General features: G+C 55.5%; 13 protein-coding genes. 10 read left to right on the forward strand and 3 right to left on the reverse strand.

What is annotated here, in order from left to right; genetic code table 11:
* Window positions 1–9 precede the first annotated feature (9 nt).
* Together OMR58_RS23270 and OMR58_RS23275 are read left to right on the forward strand one after the other, a co-directional pair.
* On the forward strand, window positions 10–1,782 hold the full coding sequence (locus OMR58_RS23270) for an ABC transporter ATP-binding protein/permease (RefSeq protein WP_200545075.1): 1,773 nt from the start codon (window positions 10–12) through the stop codon (window positions 1,780–1,782).
* 29 nt (window positions 1,783–1,811) lie between these two features.
* Window positions 1,812–3,563, forward strand: coding sequence for an ABC transporter ATP-binding protein/permease (locus OMR58_RS23275; RefSeq protein ID WP_264547091.1), 1,752 nt, complete (start codon window positions 1,812–1,814; stop codon window positions 3,561–3,563).
* A 31-nt stretch (window positions 3,564–3,594) separates the two neighbouring features.
* On the opposite strand, the gene OMR58_RS23280 is transcribed toward OMR58_RS23275, so the two are convergent.
* A complete protein-coding gene (locus OMR58_RS23280) occupies window positions 3,595–4,572 on the reverse strand; it encodes a FecR family protein (protein ID WP_264547092.1) in 978 nt (325 codons plus the stop codon).
* Window positions 4,573–4,835: 263 nt separating this feature from the next.
* On the reverse strand, window positions 4,836–5,744 hold the full coding sequence (locus OMR58_RS23285) for a LysR family transcriptional regulator (protein ID WP_200562320.1): 909 nt from the start codon (window positions 5,742–5,744) through the stop codon (window positions 4,836–4,838).
* Between the two features lie 162 nt (window positions 5,745–5,906).
* Between OMR58_RS23285 and OMR58_RS23290 the strand changes: the two genes are divergently transcribed.
* The 7 genes from OMR58_RS23290 (at window position 5,907) to OMR58_RS23320 (ending at window position 15,950) form a co-directional block, all read left to right on the forward strand.
* A complete protein-coding gene (locus tag OMR58_RS23290) occupies window positions 5,907–6,974 on the forward strand; it encodes a porin (protein ID WP_200562318.1) in 1,068 nt (355 codons plus the stop codon).
* 63 nt (window positions 6,975–7,037) lie between these two features.
* Window positions 7,038–8,468: a glycoside hydrolase family 1 protein gene (locus OMR58_RS23295; protein WP_200562316.1), complete on the forward strand. Its 1,431-nt coding sequence runs from the start codon at window positions 7,038–7,040 to the stop codon at window positions 8,466–8,468.
* Between the two features lie 12 nt (window positions 8,469–8,480).
* Window positions 8,481–9,854: a PTS transporter subunit EIIC gene (locus tag OMR58_RS23300; protein ID WP_264547093.1), complete on the forward strand. Its 1,374-nt coding sequence runs from the start codon at window positions 8,481–8,483 to the stop codon at window positions 9,852–9,854.
* Between the two features lie 78 nt (window positions 9,855–9,932).
* Complete coding sequence (locus tag OMR58_RS23305) at window positions 9,933–10,628, forward strand: 4-carboxy-4-hydroxy-2-oxoadipate aldolase/oxaloacetate decarboxylase (protein ID WP_200562312.1); 696 nt, start codon at window positions 9,933–9,935, stop codon at window positions 10,626–10,628.
* A 130-nt stretch (window positions 10,629–10,758) separates the two neighbouring features.
* Complete coding sequence (gene fhuD, locus OMR58_RS23310) at window positions 10,759–11,652, forward strand: Fe(3+)-hydroxamate ABC transporter substrate-binding protein FhuD (protein WP_264547094.1); 894 nt, start codon at window positions 10,759–10,761, stop codon at window positions 11,650–11,652.
* A complete protein-coding gene (gene fhuB / locus OMR58_RS23315) occupies window positions 11,649–13,589 on the forward strand; it encodes a Fe(3+)-hydroxamate ABC transporter permease FhuB (RefSeq protein ID WP_264547095.1) in 1,941 nt (646 codons plus the stop codon). Before fhuD ends, fhuB begins: the two co-directional genes overlap by 4 nt.
* 147 nt (window positions 13,590–13,736) lie before the next feature.
* On the forward strand, window positions 13,737–15,950 hold the full coding sequence (locus OMR58_RS23320; RefSeq protein ID WP_264547096.1) for a TonB-dependent receptor: 2,214 nt from the start codon (window positions 13,737–13,739) through the stop codon (window positions 15,948–15,950).
* 99 nt (window positions 15,951–16,049) lie between these two features.
* On the opposite strand, the gene OMR58_RS23325 is transcribed toward OMR58_RS23320, so the two are convergent.
* The gene (locus tag OMR58_RS23325) at window positions 16,050–16,739 is read right to left on the reverse strand and encodes a hypothetical protein (RefSeq protein WP_264547097.1); all 690 of its coding nucleotides are present in this window, start codon (window positions 16,737–16,739) and stop codon (window positions 16,050–16,052) included.
* A 331-nt stretch (window positions 16,740–17,070) separates the two neighbouring features.
* Between OMR58_RS23325 and OMR58_RS23330 the strand changes: the two genes are divergently transcribed.
* Window positions 17,071–18,087 carry a linear amide C-N hydrolase gene (locus tag OMR58_RS23330; RefSeq protein ID WP_234480028.1) on the forward strand — a complete coding sequence of 339 codons (1,017 nt, stop codon included), beginning with the start codon at window positions 17,071–17,073 and terminating at the stop codon, window positions 18,085–18,087.
* The last annotated feature ends 329 nt before the right edge of the window (window positions 18,088–18,416 follow it).

An 18,416-nucleotide genomic window follows, 5' to 3' on the forward strand; every position in this document is an offset into this window, starting at 1 on the left:
ATATTTGCCATGTCAGTTGATGAACAACCTGCTGCCACCCGCAGCTATAAACTGAACGCGCTGTTTTTTCGTCGGCTCTGGACGCTGAGCGCCCCCTACTGGTGCCGCCGCGAAGCCTGGAAGGCGTGGGCGATTATGGCGATGCTGCTTTCCTCCGCCGCCGCCTTCAGCCTGGTCGGCGGCTATATCTCCAATCTGGTGGCGGACTCCACCAATGCGCTGGTGGCCAAACAGAGCATCTACTGGCGCATTATGATCTGGATGACCTTCGTGGGCCTGATGCAGACCCTGGCGCTGCAGGTCACCAGCTGGTTCAGTGCCTGGCTGCTGCTGGACTGGCGCAAATGGATGACCCACCACCTGCTCAATGCCTATATGCACAACCGCACCTACTACGAAATTGAGAAAGACGGCTTTATCGATAACCCGGACCAGCGGTTACAGGAGGAAGTGCCGTCGGTGTGCCAGACGGTAATCGGTGTCCCGCAGTTTATTCTCAGCTCGCTGATGACCATTGCGGTGCAGGCAAGCATTATTGTGCAGGTTTCGCCGGGCATGTTCTGGGCGGTGGTGATCTATGCCGGAGTGAACACGCTGGTCTCTATGTGGCTCTATAACCCGACGATCCGGCAGAGCTGGGATTTGACCGTGGCCCAAGCGCGTATGCGTACCGGGCTGATGCACCTGCGTGATAACGCGGAAACCATCGCCTTCTATCGCGGTGAAAACAGCGAAAGGAAGGGGCTGCACCAGCGGCTGCGAGATGTGGCAAAGGTCAAAATGACGATGATTTTTTACGGCATCCGCATGAGCGTGGTGAATCAGGTGATGGGGCTGATTTTCAGTCTGCTGCCGATCTTTTTTGTCGTACCGCTCTACTTCAGCGGCAAGGTGGCCTACGGCTCGATCGATCAGGTTGGGGCGGCGGCGGCGATGGTGCTCTCCGGCCTGTCGGTGATCTCTAACTTTATTCCCACCATGACCAGCACCATGCCGAGCGTGGTGCGGCTATCCGAGATCCAGGAAAAATTTAACCAGCTGAACGATCCCCGGCGGGCGCAGGAGGCAGCACGCATCCGCCATCGCGAAGGGGAGATCGTGGTACTGGAAAACGTGGATGTCGCTACGCCCGGCGGCGAGCAGCAGCTGGTGCGCAACCTTTCCCTGCGGGTGGCAGAAGGCCAGCATACGCTGATCGCCGGCCAGACCGGGGTGGGGAAAAGTTCTCTGCTGCGGGCGATTGCCGGGCTGTGGCGGCGCGGCGAAGGCGAGATACAGCTGCCGCCGTATCAGCAACTAATGTTTATTCCGCAGAAGCCCTACATGATCCTCACCGATTTACGTTCCCAACTGCTGTACCCGGAACCGGCGGAAAGCGCGGAGGATGTGCGGATACAGCAGGCGTTTGTTCGCCTCGGCAGGCCGGATTTCCTGGCAAAGCAGGGTGGGCTGGACTGCATTAAAGACTGGCGCAAGGTGCTTTCGTTGGGCGAGCAGCAGCTGGTGGCGTTTGCCCGCATTTTGCTGCGCCAGCCGCGCTATGTGTTTCTGGATGAGGCCACCAGCGCGATGGATGTGGAAACCGAACGCCAGGCCTATCGCGCGCTCGGCGAAGCGAATATCACCTGCATCAGCGTCGGGCATCGTGAAACGCTGATGCAGTTCCATCCGCAGAAGCTGCACCTGCTGGCTCACGGCGAGTGGCGGCTGACGCAGCATCGCGAAGAGGCTCCGCAGGGCGCAGATGTCGATTCTTATCACTTTCAGGCCCGGGCGGTCTGATCTTCTTACTTTTCGCAGGGTAAAAACTGATGGCTGTAATGTTATCGGAACTGAAAAACGATCAAAACCGGCACCGGTTAAATCGCCTGTTCTTTCGCCGCGTGTGGCAGCTGGCCGCACCTTACTGGACTCGCAAAGGAGCGTGGAAATCCTGGCTGACGGTGGGCATTCTCTGCCTGATGATGGGCGGCTTCAGCCTGGCAGGGGCGAAATTCACCCAGCTGACCGCCGATGTCACCAACGCGCTGGTGGATAAGCGCACCGATCTCTACTGGGAGCTGTTTACCTGGCTGACGGTGCTCGGCGTGCTGCGCTTCGGCGCGGATCTGGTGCAGCAACTGATTGATTCGATGCTGGCGATGCACTGGTGGCGCTGGCTGACCGAATACATTATGGATAACTACCTCTATCGTCACGCCTATTACCATATTTTGCAGGATGAGAAGATCGACAACCCCGATCAGCGCATTCAGCAGGAGGTGGAGCCGTTCTGCGGCACGGTGGGCGCGTTCCCTCGCCAGTTCCTCGGCTCGCTGATGGACATGGGCGTGCAGACCACCATTATGATGAGCATCTCCACCCCGATGTTTTTCGCGGTGATCGGCTTTGCGCTGTTCCAGGCGGTGGCGATGTATTACATCAACCGGCCCACCATCAAACAGAACTTCGATATCACCGTGGCCGAAGCGGATTTGCGCTACGGGCTGACCCACGTGCGCAACAACGCTGAGAACATTGCGTTCTATCGCGGCGAAGCGGTTGAAGTGGGGCATATTGGCACCCGGCTGCTGAACGCCACCCGCAAACAGATGCGGGCAAACGTCTACGGTATTTATATGCAGCTGATGAACGAAGGCGTTGGTCAGGTGTGGAACTATCTGCCGCTGATTATCCTTGTGCCGGTCTATTTCCGTGGCGATATCAGCTACGGCAGCATCGCACAGGCCACCGCCTCCGCCACCCTGCTGCTCAACAGCCTGTCGGTGTTAACCACCTACATCCCGATGCTCAGCCAGACCGTGCCGAACGTGGTGCGGCTGGCGGAGATCCACGAAACCTTCCTTAAGCTGCAGGAAAATCAGGTCGACGAAAAAAATCATCTGGTGATGAAGCCCGGTAAAACCATCCAGCTGAACAACGTCAGCCTGAAAACGCCCGGCGGCGAGCAGTCGCTGGTGCAAAACCTCAATCTTGAGCTGCCGGAAGACAGCCGGCTGATTATCGTTGGCCGCACCGGGGTGGGGAAAAGCTCGCTGCTGCGTGCCATCGGCGGACTGTGGCAGACCGGGCTGGGCAGCGTCACGCTACCGCTGGAGGAAGGAGCCTGCCTGTTCCTGCCACAGCGGCCCTATACTTTTGAGGGCGATCTGCGCAGCCAGATCTGCTATCCCGCAGCGCAGTCGCCGGTCAGTGACGACGAGCTGGCGGCGTTGCTGGATAAGGTGTGCCTTGGCGATCTGCTGGCGCGCCACGGGCCGCTGGATCGGGTGGCCGACTGGTCGCGCGTGCTGTCGCTGGGCGAGCAGCAGCGCATTGCCTTCGCCCGCATGTTGCTGATTAAGCCGCGCTATCTGTTCCTGGACGAGGCGACCAGCGCCGTCGATTTACAGACCGAGGCGGCGCTGTATCAGCTGCTGGAGGACGTGGGAACGGCGTGGATCAGCGTCGGGCACCGGCCAAGCGTGATGCGCTTTCACCGCCAGGCGCTACGGCTGCATGAGGGAGGAAGCTGGGAGCTGTTGACCATGGAGCAGCTGAACGAACTGGCGGATAGCGACTGAGGTCAGCGCGCCAGGGCAACGCTCCTGGCGCTTATTTACGCTCGCGCAGCCAGACCACCGGACCGACCCGGCTGATGTTCACTGGCAGCGACTGCTGCAGGCCGTCGTACCAGTCGTCGAGATGGTTGATGTCGATAATGGCGTTGAGCTTAACGGCCGCCAGACGCTCGCTGTTAAACACGATCACCCGCTTATCGTAGCGCTTCAGCGTGGCGAGAATGGTCCCCAGCGGCTGCTCCTCAAATACCAGCTGCCCCTGATGCCAGGAGAGCACCTGGCCGGCATTGACCGTGGTGATTTTCGCGCTGTTCTGCCCGCCATGCAGCTCCGCTTGCTGGTTCGCGTTCAGCTGCATATCGGGATGATCCCTGCGGCTCAGTTCGACCCTGCCGCGCTCCACGGTGACCACCATGCCGTCGCCGTCGCGCTGTACACCAAAGGCGGTGCCCAGCACTTTCACTTCGCCAACGCCTGCATCAACGATAAACGGCTGTACCGGGTTATGCACCACGTCGAAGAAGGCTTCACCGCGCGCCAGCCGCACGAAGCGCTGCCCGGAATTCACCCGTACATCCGCCGCGCTGTCGGCATCCAGCCACATGCGGCTGCCGTCATCCAGCGCCAGCATGCGCTGCTCCCCGCTGGAGGTATAGTGGTCGTACTGCCAGCGCGACAGCCAGTTTTGCGTCATTACCACCGAGAACAGCAGCAGGCCTGCGGTGGGCAGCATAATCTGCCAGCGCCACAAGCGGCGGCGCGCCTGCTCGTGCGGGGAGATACCGCTCAGGGCATCCGGCTGATAGTAGTTTTCCAGCGACATCCCCATGCTGACCCACAGACCACGCGCATCGGCCAACGCGGCTTCATGGCGGCTGTCGGCGCTGCGCCAGCGCTCAAAAGCCGCCAGCTCATCGCTGGTGATATCACCCGAGGTCAATCGCACCAGCCAGGTTACGGCCTGCGTATTGATTTCCGTCGTGTGCTCTGTGTTGTCCCCGGTCGCTGGCATCGATCAGCGCCGGTCCGCGTTAGATTGGGTGGACATCCGGTAACTCCCTTTGGCAGAGTTTAATGGCTGCAATAACAGCAGGTTAAGCATAACAGAGCCTTCCTGGTGGCAAACCCTTACTTTACCCCTGTTTCATAACGGTAAACAGGGCTTGTCCCCGGCGATAGCTGCCAAGGATTGCCGCGAACGGCCTCAGTTATTGAAGAAACGTGCGAAACGGACATTTTCATCAAACCGAATGAAAAAATATTGAGGTAATCCGTTCACGGCTTCTTTCCCGGCGTGACTATTTCAGACAGCTGTTGCTGAACAAACTCGCTGACTTCATCTGCAAAGGCATTGATAACCTCAACGGAGTCGGGTTTTGGATAACGGTGGGTCAGCTGATAGCAAACGAACAGCGGCGGAGGCGTCTTTAATCTGAACCACTTCAGATTTTGAGTTTCCTGCAGCAGCTTAATACAGGTCATGGGCGCAATGCTCCAGTAGCCGGGTTTGTTCAGATAATGCTTCAGCATGGAGCCGGTATTTACCCGCATCAGCGGCCGTTGGTTGGCCCAATAGCGATCATGCCAGATTTCAAAATCACTTCCCCAGCGAATGAAAATCTCTTTTTCCGGTGATAATTGGTCGAGCGAGATATCATCCGTGTAGGGGCTGTCCACGTGGCAGACTAAAAACATCTCTTCACTGTATATCGGCCTGGCCGTGACGTCCGGGAAGCGTTTGATACCGTAGGCGAAGCCGATATCGATGGTCTTGTTTTCCAGCAGGCCGTACAGCTCACTGGAGTGATGGGTGCGGATATCCAGACGGATGCCGGGTTTCAGATCCCGGTGCTGCTGGTAGAGTGGCACAAAGGTATAGCTGTTAATAATATCCACGCTGCCAATCGTCAGTATCGTGTAATTCCGACTGTTTTTAAGCAGTTGCGTTTCGCGCCATAGCGAAAGCCAGCGGTGAGCAACGGGAAGAAATGATTCACCAAACGGTGTCAGATAGAGATTTTTGATGCCTCTTTGCCTGTTGAACAGTCTGCCATCAAGCTCATCCTCCAGCAGCTTGAGCCGATGGCTGATTGTGCTCTGACCGAGGTAAAGCTTTTGTGCCGCCAGCGATACGCTGCGACATTCCGCGACCGTAAGAAATGTCTCGACCAGTTCAAGCTTCATTGGGGTTATCCAAATATCAATAACGTAGATATACCATATCAATAAATATCATTTTTTTCAATATATGGTGTTTGTTATATTCGGTCATGTTGAATGGTTCAGGCTAATTCAATCCTCATTATTATAAATTTATAAATATATCTCCTGTGGAACCCTACAATAATGAATAAATTCTATGTCATCATACCGTTTATCCTTTTATCACATGAAAGTCATTCCGCCGTTGTCTACAGTAAAGAGAGTAATAAATTAGATATTTACGGGAAGATATCTCCCCGCCACTATTTTAGCGATCTGTCCTCACTGGACGGTGATAAAACCTATTTCCGTATTGGTCTTCGTGGGGAAACATCACTGTCTGAACGCCTTATCGGTTTTGCCCGCTGGGAAATGGAACTGAAAGGAAATAACCCTGAATCGACCAACCAGGGGGATAAAACACGCTATGGCTATGCGGGTTTGAAAGACACCACGTTTGGCTCAATTGATTACGGGCGTAACCTGGGGGTTCTGTATGATATCGGTTCATGGACAGATATGCTGCCGGAGTTTGGTTCTGACACCTGGTCGCAGAATGATGTTTATATGGCCAAGCGCACGACCGGTGTTTTAACGTGGCGAACAACTGACTTTTTTAATCTTGTCAGTGGCTTGAACCTGGCGATTCAGTATCAGGGAAAGAATGAACAGGGCAGGAACGATCTGAGAAAGCAGAACGGTAACGGTGTTGGGGCGGCCGTCACCTACAAAGTTTCCGATCTCTCTGCCGGTTTGACCTATGCTGCCTCAGACCGCACTCTCGGGCAGAAAAATACGACTGAAGCGCTGAATGCGACCGGGGAGCATGCAGAAGCATGGGCCAGCGGCATTAAATATGACAACGGCCATCTCTATGCGGCGGCGGTCTATGCCAACAGCAAAAATATGACCACTTTTGGCCCCTACATCGCCAACGAAGCGGAGAATTTTGAAAGCGTTGTGCAATACCAGTTTGAAAACGGTATTCGTCCGTCGATTGCTTATCTGAGATCTCGCGGTCACGACATTAAAGGTTATGGAAATCCAGACCTGGTTGAGTACATCAGTATTGGTGCTTTTTATTATCTGACCAAAAACGTTTCTGCTATTGTTGATTACAAAATCAATCTTATTAATGCGAATGACTTCACCCAAAAAGCAGGAATAAATACCGATGATGTTCTTGCTCTGGGCCTGACGTATGCATTTTAAATGTGATCTCTGTTCCACATATTCCACTTTTTAACCGAGTCATAAACTGGACGTAAATATTTTATGAGTATTGACAACATTAAGTCAGGGTATACGGGGTCGTTTCCTCCGGAGTTTCTTTGGGGAGGCGCAGTTGCGGCAAACCAGTGTGAAGGTGCCTGGTCAGCTGATGGAAAGGGGCTGGATTTAGCCAGCTGTTTTCCAAATGGTATTCATCATCATTATGTCGGCCATCCTGAAGCGGGGCGCTATTATGCCCTTGAAGACGGTATAGATTTTTACCATCGCTATAAAGAAGATATTCAGTTATTCCGTGAGCTGGGGCTCAAGATTTTCAGAACCTCAATTAACTGGACGCGCATCTTCCCGCAGGGCGATGAAAGCCTGCCCAATGAGGCCGGGCTGAAATTTTATGATGACCTGTTCGATGAACTGCTCAGGAATGGCATTCAGCCTCTGATTACTCTTTCGCATTATGAAACCCCAATGGGGCTGGTTGAAAAATACGGCAGCTGGAGAAACAGACAGCTGATCGATTTTTACGAAAACTACTGCGCGGTGGTGTTTAACCGCTATAAAGACAAAGTAAAATACTGGATTACGTTTAACGAAATTAACAACATGAGAAGGAACCCCGACTATGTTGCCGGGATCCTTTTAACGGAAGAAGAGCAAAAGAATAAAATGGAGATTGTCTATCAGGCCAATCACCATATGTTTGTGGCGAACGCCAAAGCGGTCAGACTTTGCCGTGAAATTATTCCTGATGCGAAAATCGGCTGCATGCTTGCATCCAGTAACGTTTACCCGAACAACTGTGATCCTGTCGCCGTATTTGAAACGCAGGATTTGCGTCGCCGCTCGTTGTACTTCTCTGACGTTATGCTGCGCGGGTATTATCCAACCTATGTTTACCGTCTGTGGCACGAGAATAGCTGCTCTATTGCCATGCATGACGAAGATTTAGCGCTGATAAAAAATAACACCAATGATTTCCTGGCGTTCAGTTACTACAAGACCACGACACACGAAGCCGGCCAGGCCTTTTTCGGCGACACCGGCGGTGATATTGGCACCCCGAACCCCTATCTGGCGTCCACTGACTGGGGCTGGCAAATCGATCCGATGGGCTTCCGTTACACCCTGAATGAGCTCTGGGATCGCTATCAGGTTCCGCTATTCCCGGTGGAAAACGGCCTGGGTGCCGTAGATGTGCTTGAAGACGGGAAAATTCACGATCCCTATCGTGTGGATTACCTGCGCTCACATCTGACCGCACTGAAGCAGGCGATTCAGGATGGCGTTAACGTGATGGGATATACGTGGTGGGGGCCGATCGATATTGTCAGCGCGGGCACCGGCGAGATGAAAAAAAGGTATGGCTTTATCTATGTTGATAAAGATAACTCAGGGAATGGCACGCTGAAGAGAATTAAAAAAGACTCTTTCGAATGGTATCAACGCATAATTAAAACTAACGGTACAGAGCTTTAAGGATAGTCACCGATGAACCCTACAAAAACAGCTTCAGACATTATTCATTCATCTGGCGGATCGGGGAATATTATCTCCGTAACGCACTGTATGACACGGCTAAGATTTGTTATTGATAATAATGAACTGGTTAATCAGGATGAAATAAAAAAGATCCCCGGCGTTTTAGGCGTTGTGAATGCGACCGGGCAGTTGCAAATTATTTTAGGTAAGGATCTTATTCCGGTCTACGTGGAGGTTGAAAAGATGTTCAACGGCCACGCTGATACTCAACCGGCGGAAACCGTTCCGTTGGCACCCAGGCAGAAAAAGAAAGTCACGGCGTTGGGTATACTGAATACGGTTATCGGCTTCGTTGCCAGTTCCGTAACACCTGCCGTTCCGGGATTTATTGCCGGCGGGATGACGCTGGTTGTGCTGTTAATCATTACGCTCATTTCTCCTGAATTTAAAAATTCGTCAACCTATTCGCTGTTGTATTTTGTATCACACAGTGCGTTTTATTTTATGCCGGTGTTCATTGCGTACGGTGCCGCCATGAAGCTGGGGAGCACACCTATCTATTCGATGATCGCCTCGTCGGCGTTGATCCACCCCGGCTTTATCAAAATAGCCGCTGCGGGTGGGGACGTATCCTTTATGGGCCTGCCAGTGCTGTTGGATACCTATGCCAGCTCATTTTTACCTGCATTGCTTATCGCACTGGTTGCCGCAAGACTTGAATATTATCTGAATAAAGTGATACCGGGCATATTCAAGGCGGTGTTTGTTGGTACCTTTACGATTATCATCGCAGGTGGGTTAGGATTCTTAATTCTTGGCCCGCTCGGTGCCTACATTGGGAAATATATTATTAATTTTCTGATGTTCCTGCAAAATACCTTTGGCGCATTATCTGTCGCGCTGTTAGCCGGTATGATGCCATTTATTATCATGGCAGGCATCCACCATTTATTTAGTCCGATTATTATCCAGAGCCTGGCCTCCACCGGAAGTGATAGTTTGTTTAAACCAGCGTTAATTGTTCATAATATGGCGGAAGGTGGTGCCTGTTTCGGTGTGGCACTGAGAACGAAGAATAAAAAATTACGTGCAGAGGCCTTAAGCTCTGGCATCGGATGTATTCTTGCTGGCGTCACTGAGCCTGCGATATATGGTATTAACCTGAGATTAAAACGCCCTATGTATGGTGTGATGGCGGGGGGGGCTGCCGGAGGATTAGTGGCGGGACTTTTAGGTGCGAAAGCCTTTGTGATGGGGTTTTCTAATCTGCTTTCAATTCCTATTTTCCAACAGACACTCTTTGCTATTGTCGCCGGTATTTGTACTGCAATCGTTGTTTCATCACTGGTGACCTACATTCTCGGTTTTGACGATATTCAATAACTCTTCCTGCTGATGACGCTTGCCTTTCCTTTCCCCGTAATGGCAACGGGGAAAGGAATAAAAATTATGGAGAAACCCATGCTCAATATTATTCATACGCGACCTGTTGTTGCCCAGGACGTGCTGGCGAAATTTAAAGATGAAGACGTGGCAACGATTCATGAAGCCCTGGGACGTCGGGGAGCAATGAACGGTAAAATTCGGCCACTCAAAGAGGGGATGAAGTTTTATGGTCGGGCTCTGACGGTGAAAAGCCATCCGGCAGATAACCTCATGTTGATTAAAGCCATTAATATGGCCAGCGAAAATGATGTGATTGTGCTGGATATGGGGGATCTGGTTCATTCAGGTCCATTCGGCGAAGTGCTGGCCGTAGAGTGCGCGGTAAAGAAAATCGCAGGTCTGGTCTTCTCCTGCACGGTTCGTGACAGTGCCGCGATTAAAAAACTCAACTTACCGGTGTTTTCCTCCGGAGTTTGCGTTGAGGGAACGGCAAAAGCCACTCTGGGCTATATCAATCAACCCGTCACGGTGGGCGGTGTCATTGTTCATCCGGGCGATATTATTATCGGTGATGATGACGGTGTGGTTTGCGTCCCGTTCAGTGAGGCGGAAGCGGTGCTGTCTGCATCAGTTGAACGGCGTGAAAAGGAGAGCGTCATTATGCAGCGGCTGCGCAACGGAGAGTCGCTGTTTGATATCTATCATTACCAGCAGACTCTGGATTTATTACAGTGCCGCGAGGAGTCGGTGACGACGATTGATAAATCGTGAGCAGGCGTGGCGATGATGAAAAAAAGGAATGGATCGCGTGCCTGAAGCAGTTGATGCCTGAGCATATTTTGGTAGTGAACCCTCGCTAAGGCATAATATGGCGTTCTGACTACATTGATTGTTGAACGCCATGACTCTAAACCCTGAACAGCATACCCGCCGTCGCCTGCTGATGCTGTTGGCGTGTTCGCCGCTTTTTGCCACGCCAGGACTCCTGGCTGCGCCTGCCGATCCCCACCGGGTTATTGCCCTGGAATGGCGGCCGGTGGAGCTGCTTCTGGCGCTGGGGATTATGCCGCTGGCGGTTGCCGATCTGCCTAACTATCGCCGCTGGGTGGTGGAGCCTGAACTCGCCCCGGATGTTATTGACGTCGGGCTGCGCAACGAGCCCAATCTTGAGCTGCTGCAGCGCCTGAAGCCGTCGCTGATGCTGCTATCGCGCGGCTTTGGTCCAAACGCCAAACGCATCAGCACGCTCTCGCCGCAGTGGACCAGCCAGTTCAGTACCGCAGAACGCGGGCCGCTGGCCAGCACCGTGGCCGATATTCGTACGCTGGGCAGCCTGCTGGGCAGAGACGCCGAGGCCGAACGCTATCTGGCCGCCATGGATCGGCGGCTGAATACCAGCGCAGAGCGGCTACAGGGTTATCGGCAGGAAAAGTTGCTGATGTTCAGCTTCCTCGACAGCCGCCGGGTGATGGTATTCGGCAAGGGCAGCCTGTTCGGCGATATTCTGAGCCGTCTGGGGCTGAACAGCGCCTGGCAGGGGGAAACCAACCAGTGGGGCAGTACCATCGTCGGGATTGAACGCCTGGCGAAGATGGAGGGTGTGCGGGCGCTCTGCTTCCTGCACGGCGATGACGATCCTATGCGCGAGATCGCCCATGCCCGGCTGTGGCGCAGCATTCCGTTTGTGCGCGAAGAGAAACTGCATCTGCTGCCGGCGGTGTGGTTCTTCGGCGCTAACTATTCCGCGCTGCGTTTCTGTCAGCTGCTGGAACAGACGCTGGAGGCCAGGGTATGAGCCGCGGGTTATGGCTGGTTTTACCGGTATTAGCGCTGGCGCTGATGGCAGGAAATTTTATGCATCAGCTGGATTTTCAGCTGTGGTGGCAGGCGATTACTGCACCCGATGAGAGCGACGTCAGCCAGATGCTGTTTCACTTCAGCCTGCTGCCCCGCACGGCACTGGCACTGTTGGTCGGCGGCGGACTGGGCGTGGCGGGTATCCTGTTCCAGCAGATCCTGCGTAACCCGCTGGCCGAACCGTCAACGCTTGGCGTGGCCGCCGGTGCTCAGCTCGGCCTGACGCTGGCGATCCTGTTTGCGCCAGCATGGGGAGAGACGGGCCAGCAGCTGGCGGCGCTCGCCGGGGGCTTAACCGCCGGGGCGGTGGTACTGGCCATCGCTTGGGGGCGGCAGCTCTCGCCGGTCACGCTGATCCTTGCCGGGCTGGTATTCGGTCTTTACAGCGGGGCGGTAAAAAGCCTGCTGGCGCTGTTTAACCACGAACGGCTGCAAAACCTGTTTATCTGGAGCAGCGGCATGCTGAACCAGTATGACTGGAGTGCGGTGCAGTTTCTCTGGCCGCGTATGCTGGCGGCCATGGTATTGATTGTACTGATGATCCGCCCGCTGACGCTACTGGGGCTGGACGACAGCGTGGTGCGCAACCTGGGCATGCGGCTGGCGCTGGTGCGCATCAGCGGACTGCTGCTGGCCGTGGCGCTGAGCGCGCTGACCGTTGCCAGCGTGGGGGTGATTGGCTTTATCGGCCTGTTCGCGCCGGTGCTGACCCGGCTGCTGGGCGTGCGGCGGCTCGGCCCCCGGCTGTTCTGCTCCGCAGCGCTGGGGGCGGGCCTGCTGTTGATTAGCGATCAGGCGGTGATGCTGCTGGCTCGCTACTGGCGCGAGCTGCCAACGGGCGCGGTGACCGCGCTGATCGGTGCGCCGCTGATGCTGTGGATGCTGCCGCGCCTGCGCCATACCAAGGTGGCTAATGCCGTTGCCCCGGCCACCGCACGTGAGCGCGGAACCTCGCGTTATCTCCCGCTGCTGGTGGCGGGCGGACTGCTGCTGCTGATCGCCGCCGCGCTGTTCAGCGGCGACGGCGGGCAGTGGTTGATCTCCGACCTCTCATTACTGCAGTGGCGCTGGCCGCGCGTGCTGGCTGCTGCGGCGGCGGGGGCGATGCTGGCGGCGTCCGGCATGCTGATACAGCGGATGACAGGCAATCCGATGGCCAGTCCGGAAGTGCTGGGTGTCAGCTCCGGCGCGGCCTGCGCCATTGTGCTGCTGATGTTCCTCGTCTCCGGTGATGTGGATAGCTGGTTACTGCCTGCCGGAACGGCGGGGGCGATGCTGACGCTGGGAGTCATGGTGATGCTGTCCCGCCGGGAAGGGTTTTCCGCCACCCGGCTGCTGCTGGTGGGGATCGCGCTGAGTACCGTTTACGGCACGCTGCTGACCCTGTTCCTCGCCAGCGGCGATCCGCGTAGCGGCGTGGTATTGAGCTGGCTGGCGGGGTCGACCTATCGGGTGACCGGCGAGCAGGCGCTGGGCGTATCCCTGCTGGCCGTGCTGCTGCTGGCGCTGATCCCGCTGCTGCGCCGCTGGCTGACGGTGCTGCCGCTGGGCGGCGTCACGGCATCCAGCGTGGGCGTGCCGATGCTCAAGTCACGATTGTTGATCCTGCTGCTGTCGGCCGGACTGATCGCCGCCGCCACGCTGATGATTGGCCCGCTGAGTTTTGTTGGTTTAATGGCACCGCATCTGGCGCGCCTACTGGGCTGGCACCGGCCGTTACCGCAGCTGGCCGCGGCGGCTACCATCGGCAGCGGTATGATGCTGCTGGCGGATCTGCTGGGCAGGGTGGTGATTTTTCCCTATCAAATCCCCGCCGGTTTGCTAGCAACCTTTATCGGTGCCCCCTGCTTTATCTGGTTGTTGCGCCAGCGATAATTCCTTCCTGCTGCAATCCCTCTCCTTAACCGGGGAGGGCAATCCTGTTTCGCAGCGCGAATTTTTAGCTTGATCTGGAAAGAATGAGTCGGATAATCGCAAGCTCAATAATAAGTATTATCATTCCATATACAGACAGGATAAGAGATGTCCGCTTCATATTCCCCCTCTGGCCGATTCCGCCTGAAACTGCTGGCGCTGGCCGTCGGCGCTGCAACGTTGCCAGCCATGGCAGCAACCGAAACCAGTCAAACCGCAACCTCCCCAGCCAGCAACGAGCAGACACTGACGGTCACCGCGACTGCTGATTCTCAGTTCACTCCGGGCGGCGATAAGCTGGTTCCGGCCTACCTGGACGGGCAGGTGGCTAACGGTGGGCGTATGGGCATGCTGGGCGAGCAGGACGCGCGTAACGTGCCGTTTAATATCGTCAGCTACACCTCCAAACTGATTCAGGATCAGCAGGCCAAAACCATCAAGGACGTGGTGGCTAACGATGCCTCGATCCAGAACGTGCAGGGCTACGGTAACTTCGCGGAAACTTACCGCATTCGCGGCTTTGACCTCAACGGCGATGACATGACCTTCGGCGGCCTGTCCGGCGTGATGCCGCGCCAGGTGGTGTCGACCCAGATGGTGGAGCGCGTGGAGGTGTTCAAAGGGGCCAATGCGCTGATGAACGGCAGCGCGTCGAGCGGTGTCGGTGGGATGATCAACCTTGAACCGAAACACGCGGACGATGTGCCGTTGACCCGCGTGGGCGTGGACTACACCGGTAAAAACCAGCTGGGTGCCAGCATTGATGCCGGTCGCCGTTTTGGCGACAACAATCAGTGGGGCGCGCGGGTTAACCTGCTGGATCGCGAAGGTGACACCGCGGTGGATAATGAGAAACGCCGCACCACCCTGGCTTCCATCGGCCTGGACTATCGCGGCGATCGGCTGCGCACCTCCCTCGATATGGGCTATCAAAAACAGGCCTTCCACGGCGGTCGACTGGGCGTGAACGTCAGCGGCGTGGATTTTATTCCTGAAGTGCCGAAAGCCACCAGTAACTACAGCCAGGACTGGGTATACAGCAACCTGGAAAGCGAATTCGGCATGGCGCGCGCGGAGTATGACGTTGCCCAGAACTGGACGCTGTACGGCGCACTCGGCGGGCAGCATTCCCACGAATACGGTGCCTACGGCACGCCGAAACTAACGGATGCTAACGGCAATGCGGTGATTGGCCGTATGGATACCAACAAGTTTGTCGATGCCTTCAGTGGCCAGTTCGGCATTCGCGGCCAGTTCGCCACCGGGGTGGTGAACCACAGCGTTAACCTCGGCTATTCGGCGATGAACCGTCGTGAGAAAACCTCCTACGGCATGGCGAAAGCGGCCGAAGCCGTTGCGACCAATATTTATGAGCCTTCCGCCATTAACCCGCCGGATATGACCTCCTTCGGTGGCGATCTCAACTCTCCGCGCCCGACCAGCCGCGTACGCAGCCAGGGATTCCTGCTGTCGGATACGCTGGGGATGTTTGACGACAAGCTGCTGCTGACTCTGGGTGCCCGCCATCAGAAGGTGGTGGTACGCAACTACAGCTACGGCACGGCGGCGGAGAAGGACAAAGAGCGCTTCACCAAAAATCGCTGGACGCCTGCCTACGGCATCGTGTTCAAACCGTGGGAGCAGGTTTCCCTCTATGCTAACCACATCGAGTCGCTGTCTCCGGGCGAAACGGCACCTTCAACGGCAATCAACACGGGTACCGTTTCCGGCATCTCGCTGGCGAAGCAGAACGAAGTGGGCGTGAAGTTTGATTCAGGCCGGGTCGGCGGCTCGCTGGCACTGTTTGAAATCAAAAAGCCAAAAGGGCTGACCAACCCTGAAACCAAATACTTTTCGCTGGAGGGCGAACAACGCAACCGTGGCGTGGAGCTGAACGTCTTCGGCGAGCCGGTATTCGGTTTGCGTCTGAACGGCAGCGCGACCTGGCTGGACCCAACGATGACGAAAACTCAGAACGGTACCAACGACGGTAAAAAAGCGGTGGGCGTGGCTGAGTTTTACACCGTGCTGGGCGCGGAGTATGACATCAAGCCGATCGACGGCCTGACCGCCACCGCGCGCCTGACCCACTCCGGTTCACAGTACGCCAATGCGGCGAACACCAAGAAGCTGGATGCGTACACCACGCTGGATCTCGGTGCGCGTTACCGTATGAAGGTGCAGGACAACGATCTGGTCTGGCGCGTGGGCGTGGATAACGTCACCAATAAACGCTACTGGTCCGGCGTGGAAAGCGGTGGCACCTATATTTACCAGGGCACGCCGCGACAGCTGAAAGTGTCGATGTCATACGACTTCTGATGACGTAAGTATTTAAAATACTGCACGACTGCGGAAATGCCCGGCCTTAACAGGCTGGGCATTTTTTTTAACTGAATGAAGAAGAGGGAGAGATCAGCGTTAAAAACGCCACGTAACCCCAATAGCCGGGCCGCGCAGCAGGGTGTCATAGACGTGGCCATTATGGTCGTAATCCACTTTCAGCGCCTTATAGCCTACCGAGGCCGAGATATTATCCGTAAAGGTGTAATTGATGCTGGCCAGCACCGACCAGGTGAGGTCGGCCCCCACACCAAACCCGCCCACATCGGCCTCTGTCTGGAACGAAAATTCGTTCGTCAGCGGCAGGAACACGCGCGCGCCGACCAGCGGATCGACCCAGCTGAAACTCTCGCCGTACGAGGCGGTTCGACTGCCAATCAGCGAATGGCTGGCCGACACGGTGATATCATTAGACACGTGCCATACGCGCATGCCGCCGAGCAGATCGAGAGTAAAATCAGGCGTTTCCATTACGCGATAACCGCCCAGCAGAGTGGCCATAAACTGTCGGCTATCCACTTTTGCGTCAACGTTAGATCCGGGCGGGATAGTCACGCCGAATCCCGGGATCTGGAATGCGGAGAGCGGCCCGCTGGCGTGGCTGTCGGTGGTATCGACATACATCAGATTTCCGGAGAAGACGAAGCGATCGTAGCGTGCCCAGATATCAAGGAATCCCCCAAAGTTCAGATCGTCCATCACCTCTGAAAAAGGTTTATCCACGTCCACCGTCGAACCGCGCTGAAACGGCGAGATACTGCCGCTCATGCTTGCCGCCCACAAAAACGGCGTGACCTGAAAGGCCCAGTCCGGTTTTTCTGATGTGTTGATGAGCGGTCGGTCGGGAGTAGTGAGGGCTGAGGGGGCCGCACCGGCGGCCTGAAATCCGTAGAGAGGCAGTATGGCTAAGACGGCAAGTCGTTTCAAAGCATCTTCCCTTTTATAAAATTTATTAACGGTATTGGGTAAAATAATGCCAGTTACTGTTACATTAACATACCGTTTTTGGGAACTTCACACAGAAAAAACACAGGCAAACAGAACGATGATTTTGAAAAAGAACTCATTTTTTGCGAAGTGTAGTGCCGCGCTTCTGACGATGGGCATGCTGATGCCGACGGTGGAAGCATGCACGCGGCTTGTCTATCTGGGCGCAAACGACCAGGTGATAACCGCGCGTTCGATGGACTGGAAGGTCGATGTCGGCACCAATCTGTGGATTTTCCCGCGCGGCATGCAGCGCACCGGTGAAGCCGGGCCAAATTCCGTTAAGTGGACCTCGAAATACGGCAGCGTGATCGCCTCTGGCTACGATATCTCTACCACCGACGGTATGAACGAAGCCGGGCTGGTGGCGAATGTGCTGTGGCTGGTGGAGTCTTCTTACCCGAAATACGACAGCAAAAAACCGGGCCTGACGATCGCCGCCTGGGCGCAGTACGCGCTGGATAATTTCGCCACCGTTCAGGAAGCGGTTGATGTACTTAGCAAAGAGCCGTTCAGCATTGTCACCGACAAAGTGCCGGGGGAAGATCGTCTGGCCACGCTGCATCTTTCGCTGTCTGACGCCACCGGTGACAGTGCGATTATCGAATATATTGATGGTAAACAGGTTATTCATCACAGCCGCAGCTATCAGGTGATGACCAACTCACCGATTTTTGAGAAACAGCTGGCAATGGAAGAGTACTGGAAGCAGATCGGCGGCACGGTGATGCTGCCAGGCACCAACAGCGCGCCGGACCGCTTTGCCCGCGCCAGTTTCTACGTTAACGCGATCCCTAAATCTGAAAACGCGGTTGAAGCTATCGCCAGTACCTTTAGCGTGATCCGCAATGTGTCCGTGCCTTACGGTATCTCAACGCCCGGCCAGCCGAATATCTCCTCCACGCGCTGGCGGACCGTTTCCGATCAGAAGCGCGGGCTTTACTTCTTCGAGTCTGCGCTTACGCCAAATGTGTTCTGGACCGACCTGAAAAAGATCGATTTCTCGGAAAAAACCGGCAGGGTGATGAAGCTCGATCTGGGGCCAAATCAGACCAACATCTATTCAGGAATGGCTAACGACCATTATAAAGAGGCGAAGCCGTTTACCTTCCTCGGTTTGAAAATGTAGTTTTGCCCTCTGGAATAACGGTGTCTGCGCTGGCTGGCTGATGCCCCGGTTGGGCCGGTCCTCGCGCCGCTTCGCGGTGCCTTCACTCCGTTCGTCAGCCTGTCGGACCCGTTCAGACGGGCCATCCGTGGCCCGGCTGAACTTTTCATCCGCGTCCATGCGGATGAATCCTGGCTTCCTCTCTGCGTTCAGCGCTGCGGATGGCCCGCTCGGGGCATCAGTCAGCCTGCTTTGTGACTTTGGTATTGCCTGTGTAAGTAGACCGGATTTAGTTCCAGGCACTTTTTGAGATTTCCGTATTTTCCGCCATCAACCGGTACTCGTCCGGC

Origin of the sequence: Erwinia sp. INIA01, from assembly GCF_025947915.1 — a bacterium.
Taxonomy (GTDB): domain Bacteria; phylum Pseudomonadota; class Gammaproteobacteria; order Enterobacterales; family Enterobacteriaceae; genus Erwinia; species Erwinia coffeiphila.

Coding starts and splice junctions, on each gene's coding strand:
- OMR58_RS23290 (WP_200562318.1), top strand. CDS start 5,907: ATGAATAAATTCTATGTCATCATACCGTTTATCCTTTTATCACATGAA.
- OMR58_RS23305 (WP_200562312.1), top strand. CDS start 9,933: ATGCTCAATATTATTCATACGCGACCTGTTGTTGCCCAGGACGTGCTG.
- OMR58_RS23275 (WP_264547091.1), top strand. CDS start 1,812: ATGGCTGTAATGTTATCGGAACTGAAAAACGATCAAAACCGGCACCGG.
- OMR58_RS23330 (WP_234480028.1), top strand. CDS start 17,071: ATGGGCATGCTGATGCCGACGGTGGAAGCATGCACGCGGCTTGTCTAT.
- OMR58_RS23270 (WP_200545075.1), top strand. CDS start 10: ATGTCAGTTGATGAACAACCTGCTGCCACCCGCAGCTATAAACTGAAC.
- fhuB (WP_264547095.1), top strand. CDS start 11,649: ATGAGCCGCGGGTTATGGCTGGTTTTACCGGTATTAGCGCTGGCGCTG.
- OMR58_RS23300 (WP_264547093.1), top strand. CDS start 8,481: ATGAACCCTACAAAAACAGCTTCAGACATTATTCATTCATCTGGCGGA.
- OMR58_RS23320 (WP_264547096.1), top strand. CDS start 13,737: ATGTCCGCTTCATATTCCCCCTCTGGCCGATTCCGCCTGAAACTGCTG.
- OMR58_RS23295 (WP_200562316.1), top strand. CDS start 7,038: ATGAGTATTGACAACATTAAGTCAGGGTATACGGGGTCGTTTCCTCCG.
- OMR58_RS23285 (WP_200562320.1), bottom strand. CDS start 5,744: ATGAAGCTTGAACTGGTCGAGACATTTCTTACGGTCGCGGAATGTCGC.
- OMR58_RS23325 (WP_264547097.1), bottom strand. CDS start 16,739: ATGAGCGGCAGTATCTCGCCGTTTCAGCGCGGTTCGACGGTGGACGTG.
- OMR58_RS23280 (WP_264547092.1), bottom strand. CDS start 4,572: ATGCCAGCGACCGGGGACAACACAGAGCACACGACGGAAATCAATACG.
- fhuD (WP_264547094.1), top strand. CDS start 10,759: ATGACTCTAAACCCTGAACAGCATACCCGCCGTCGCCTGCTGATGCTG.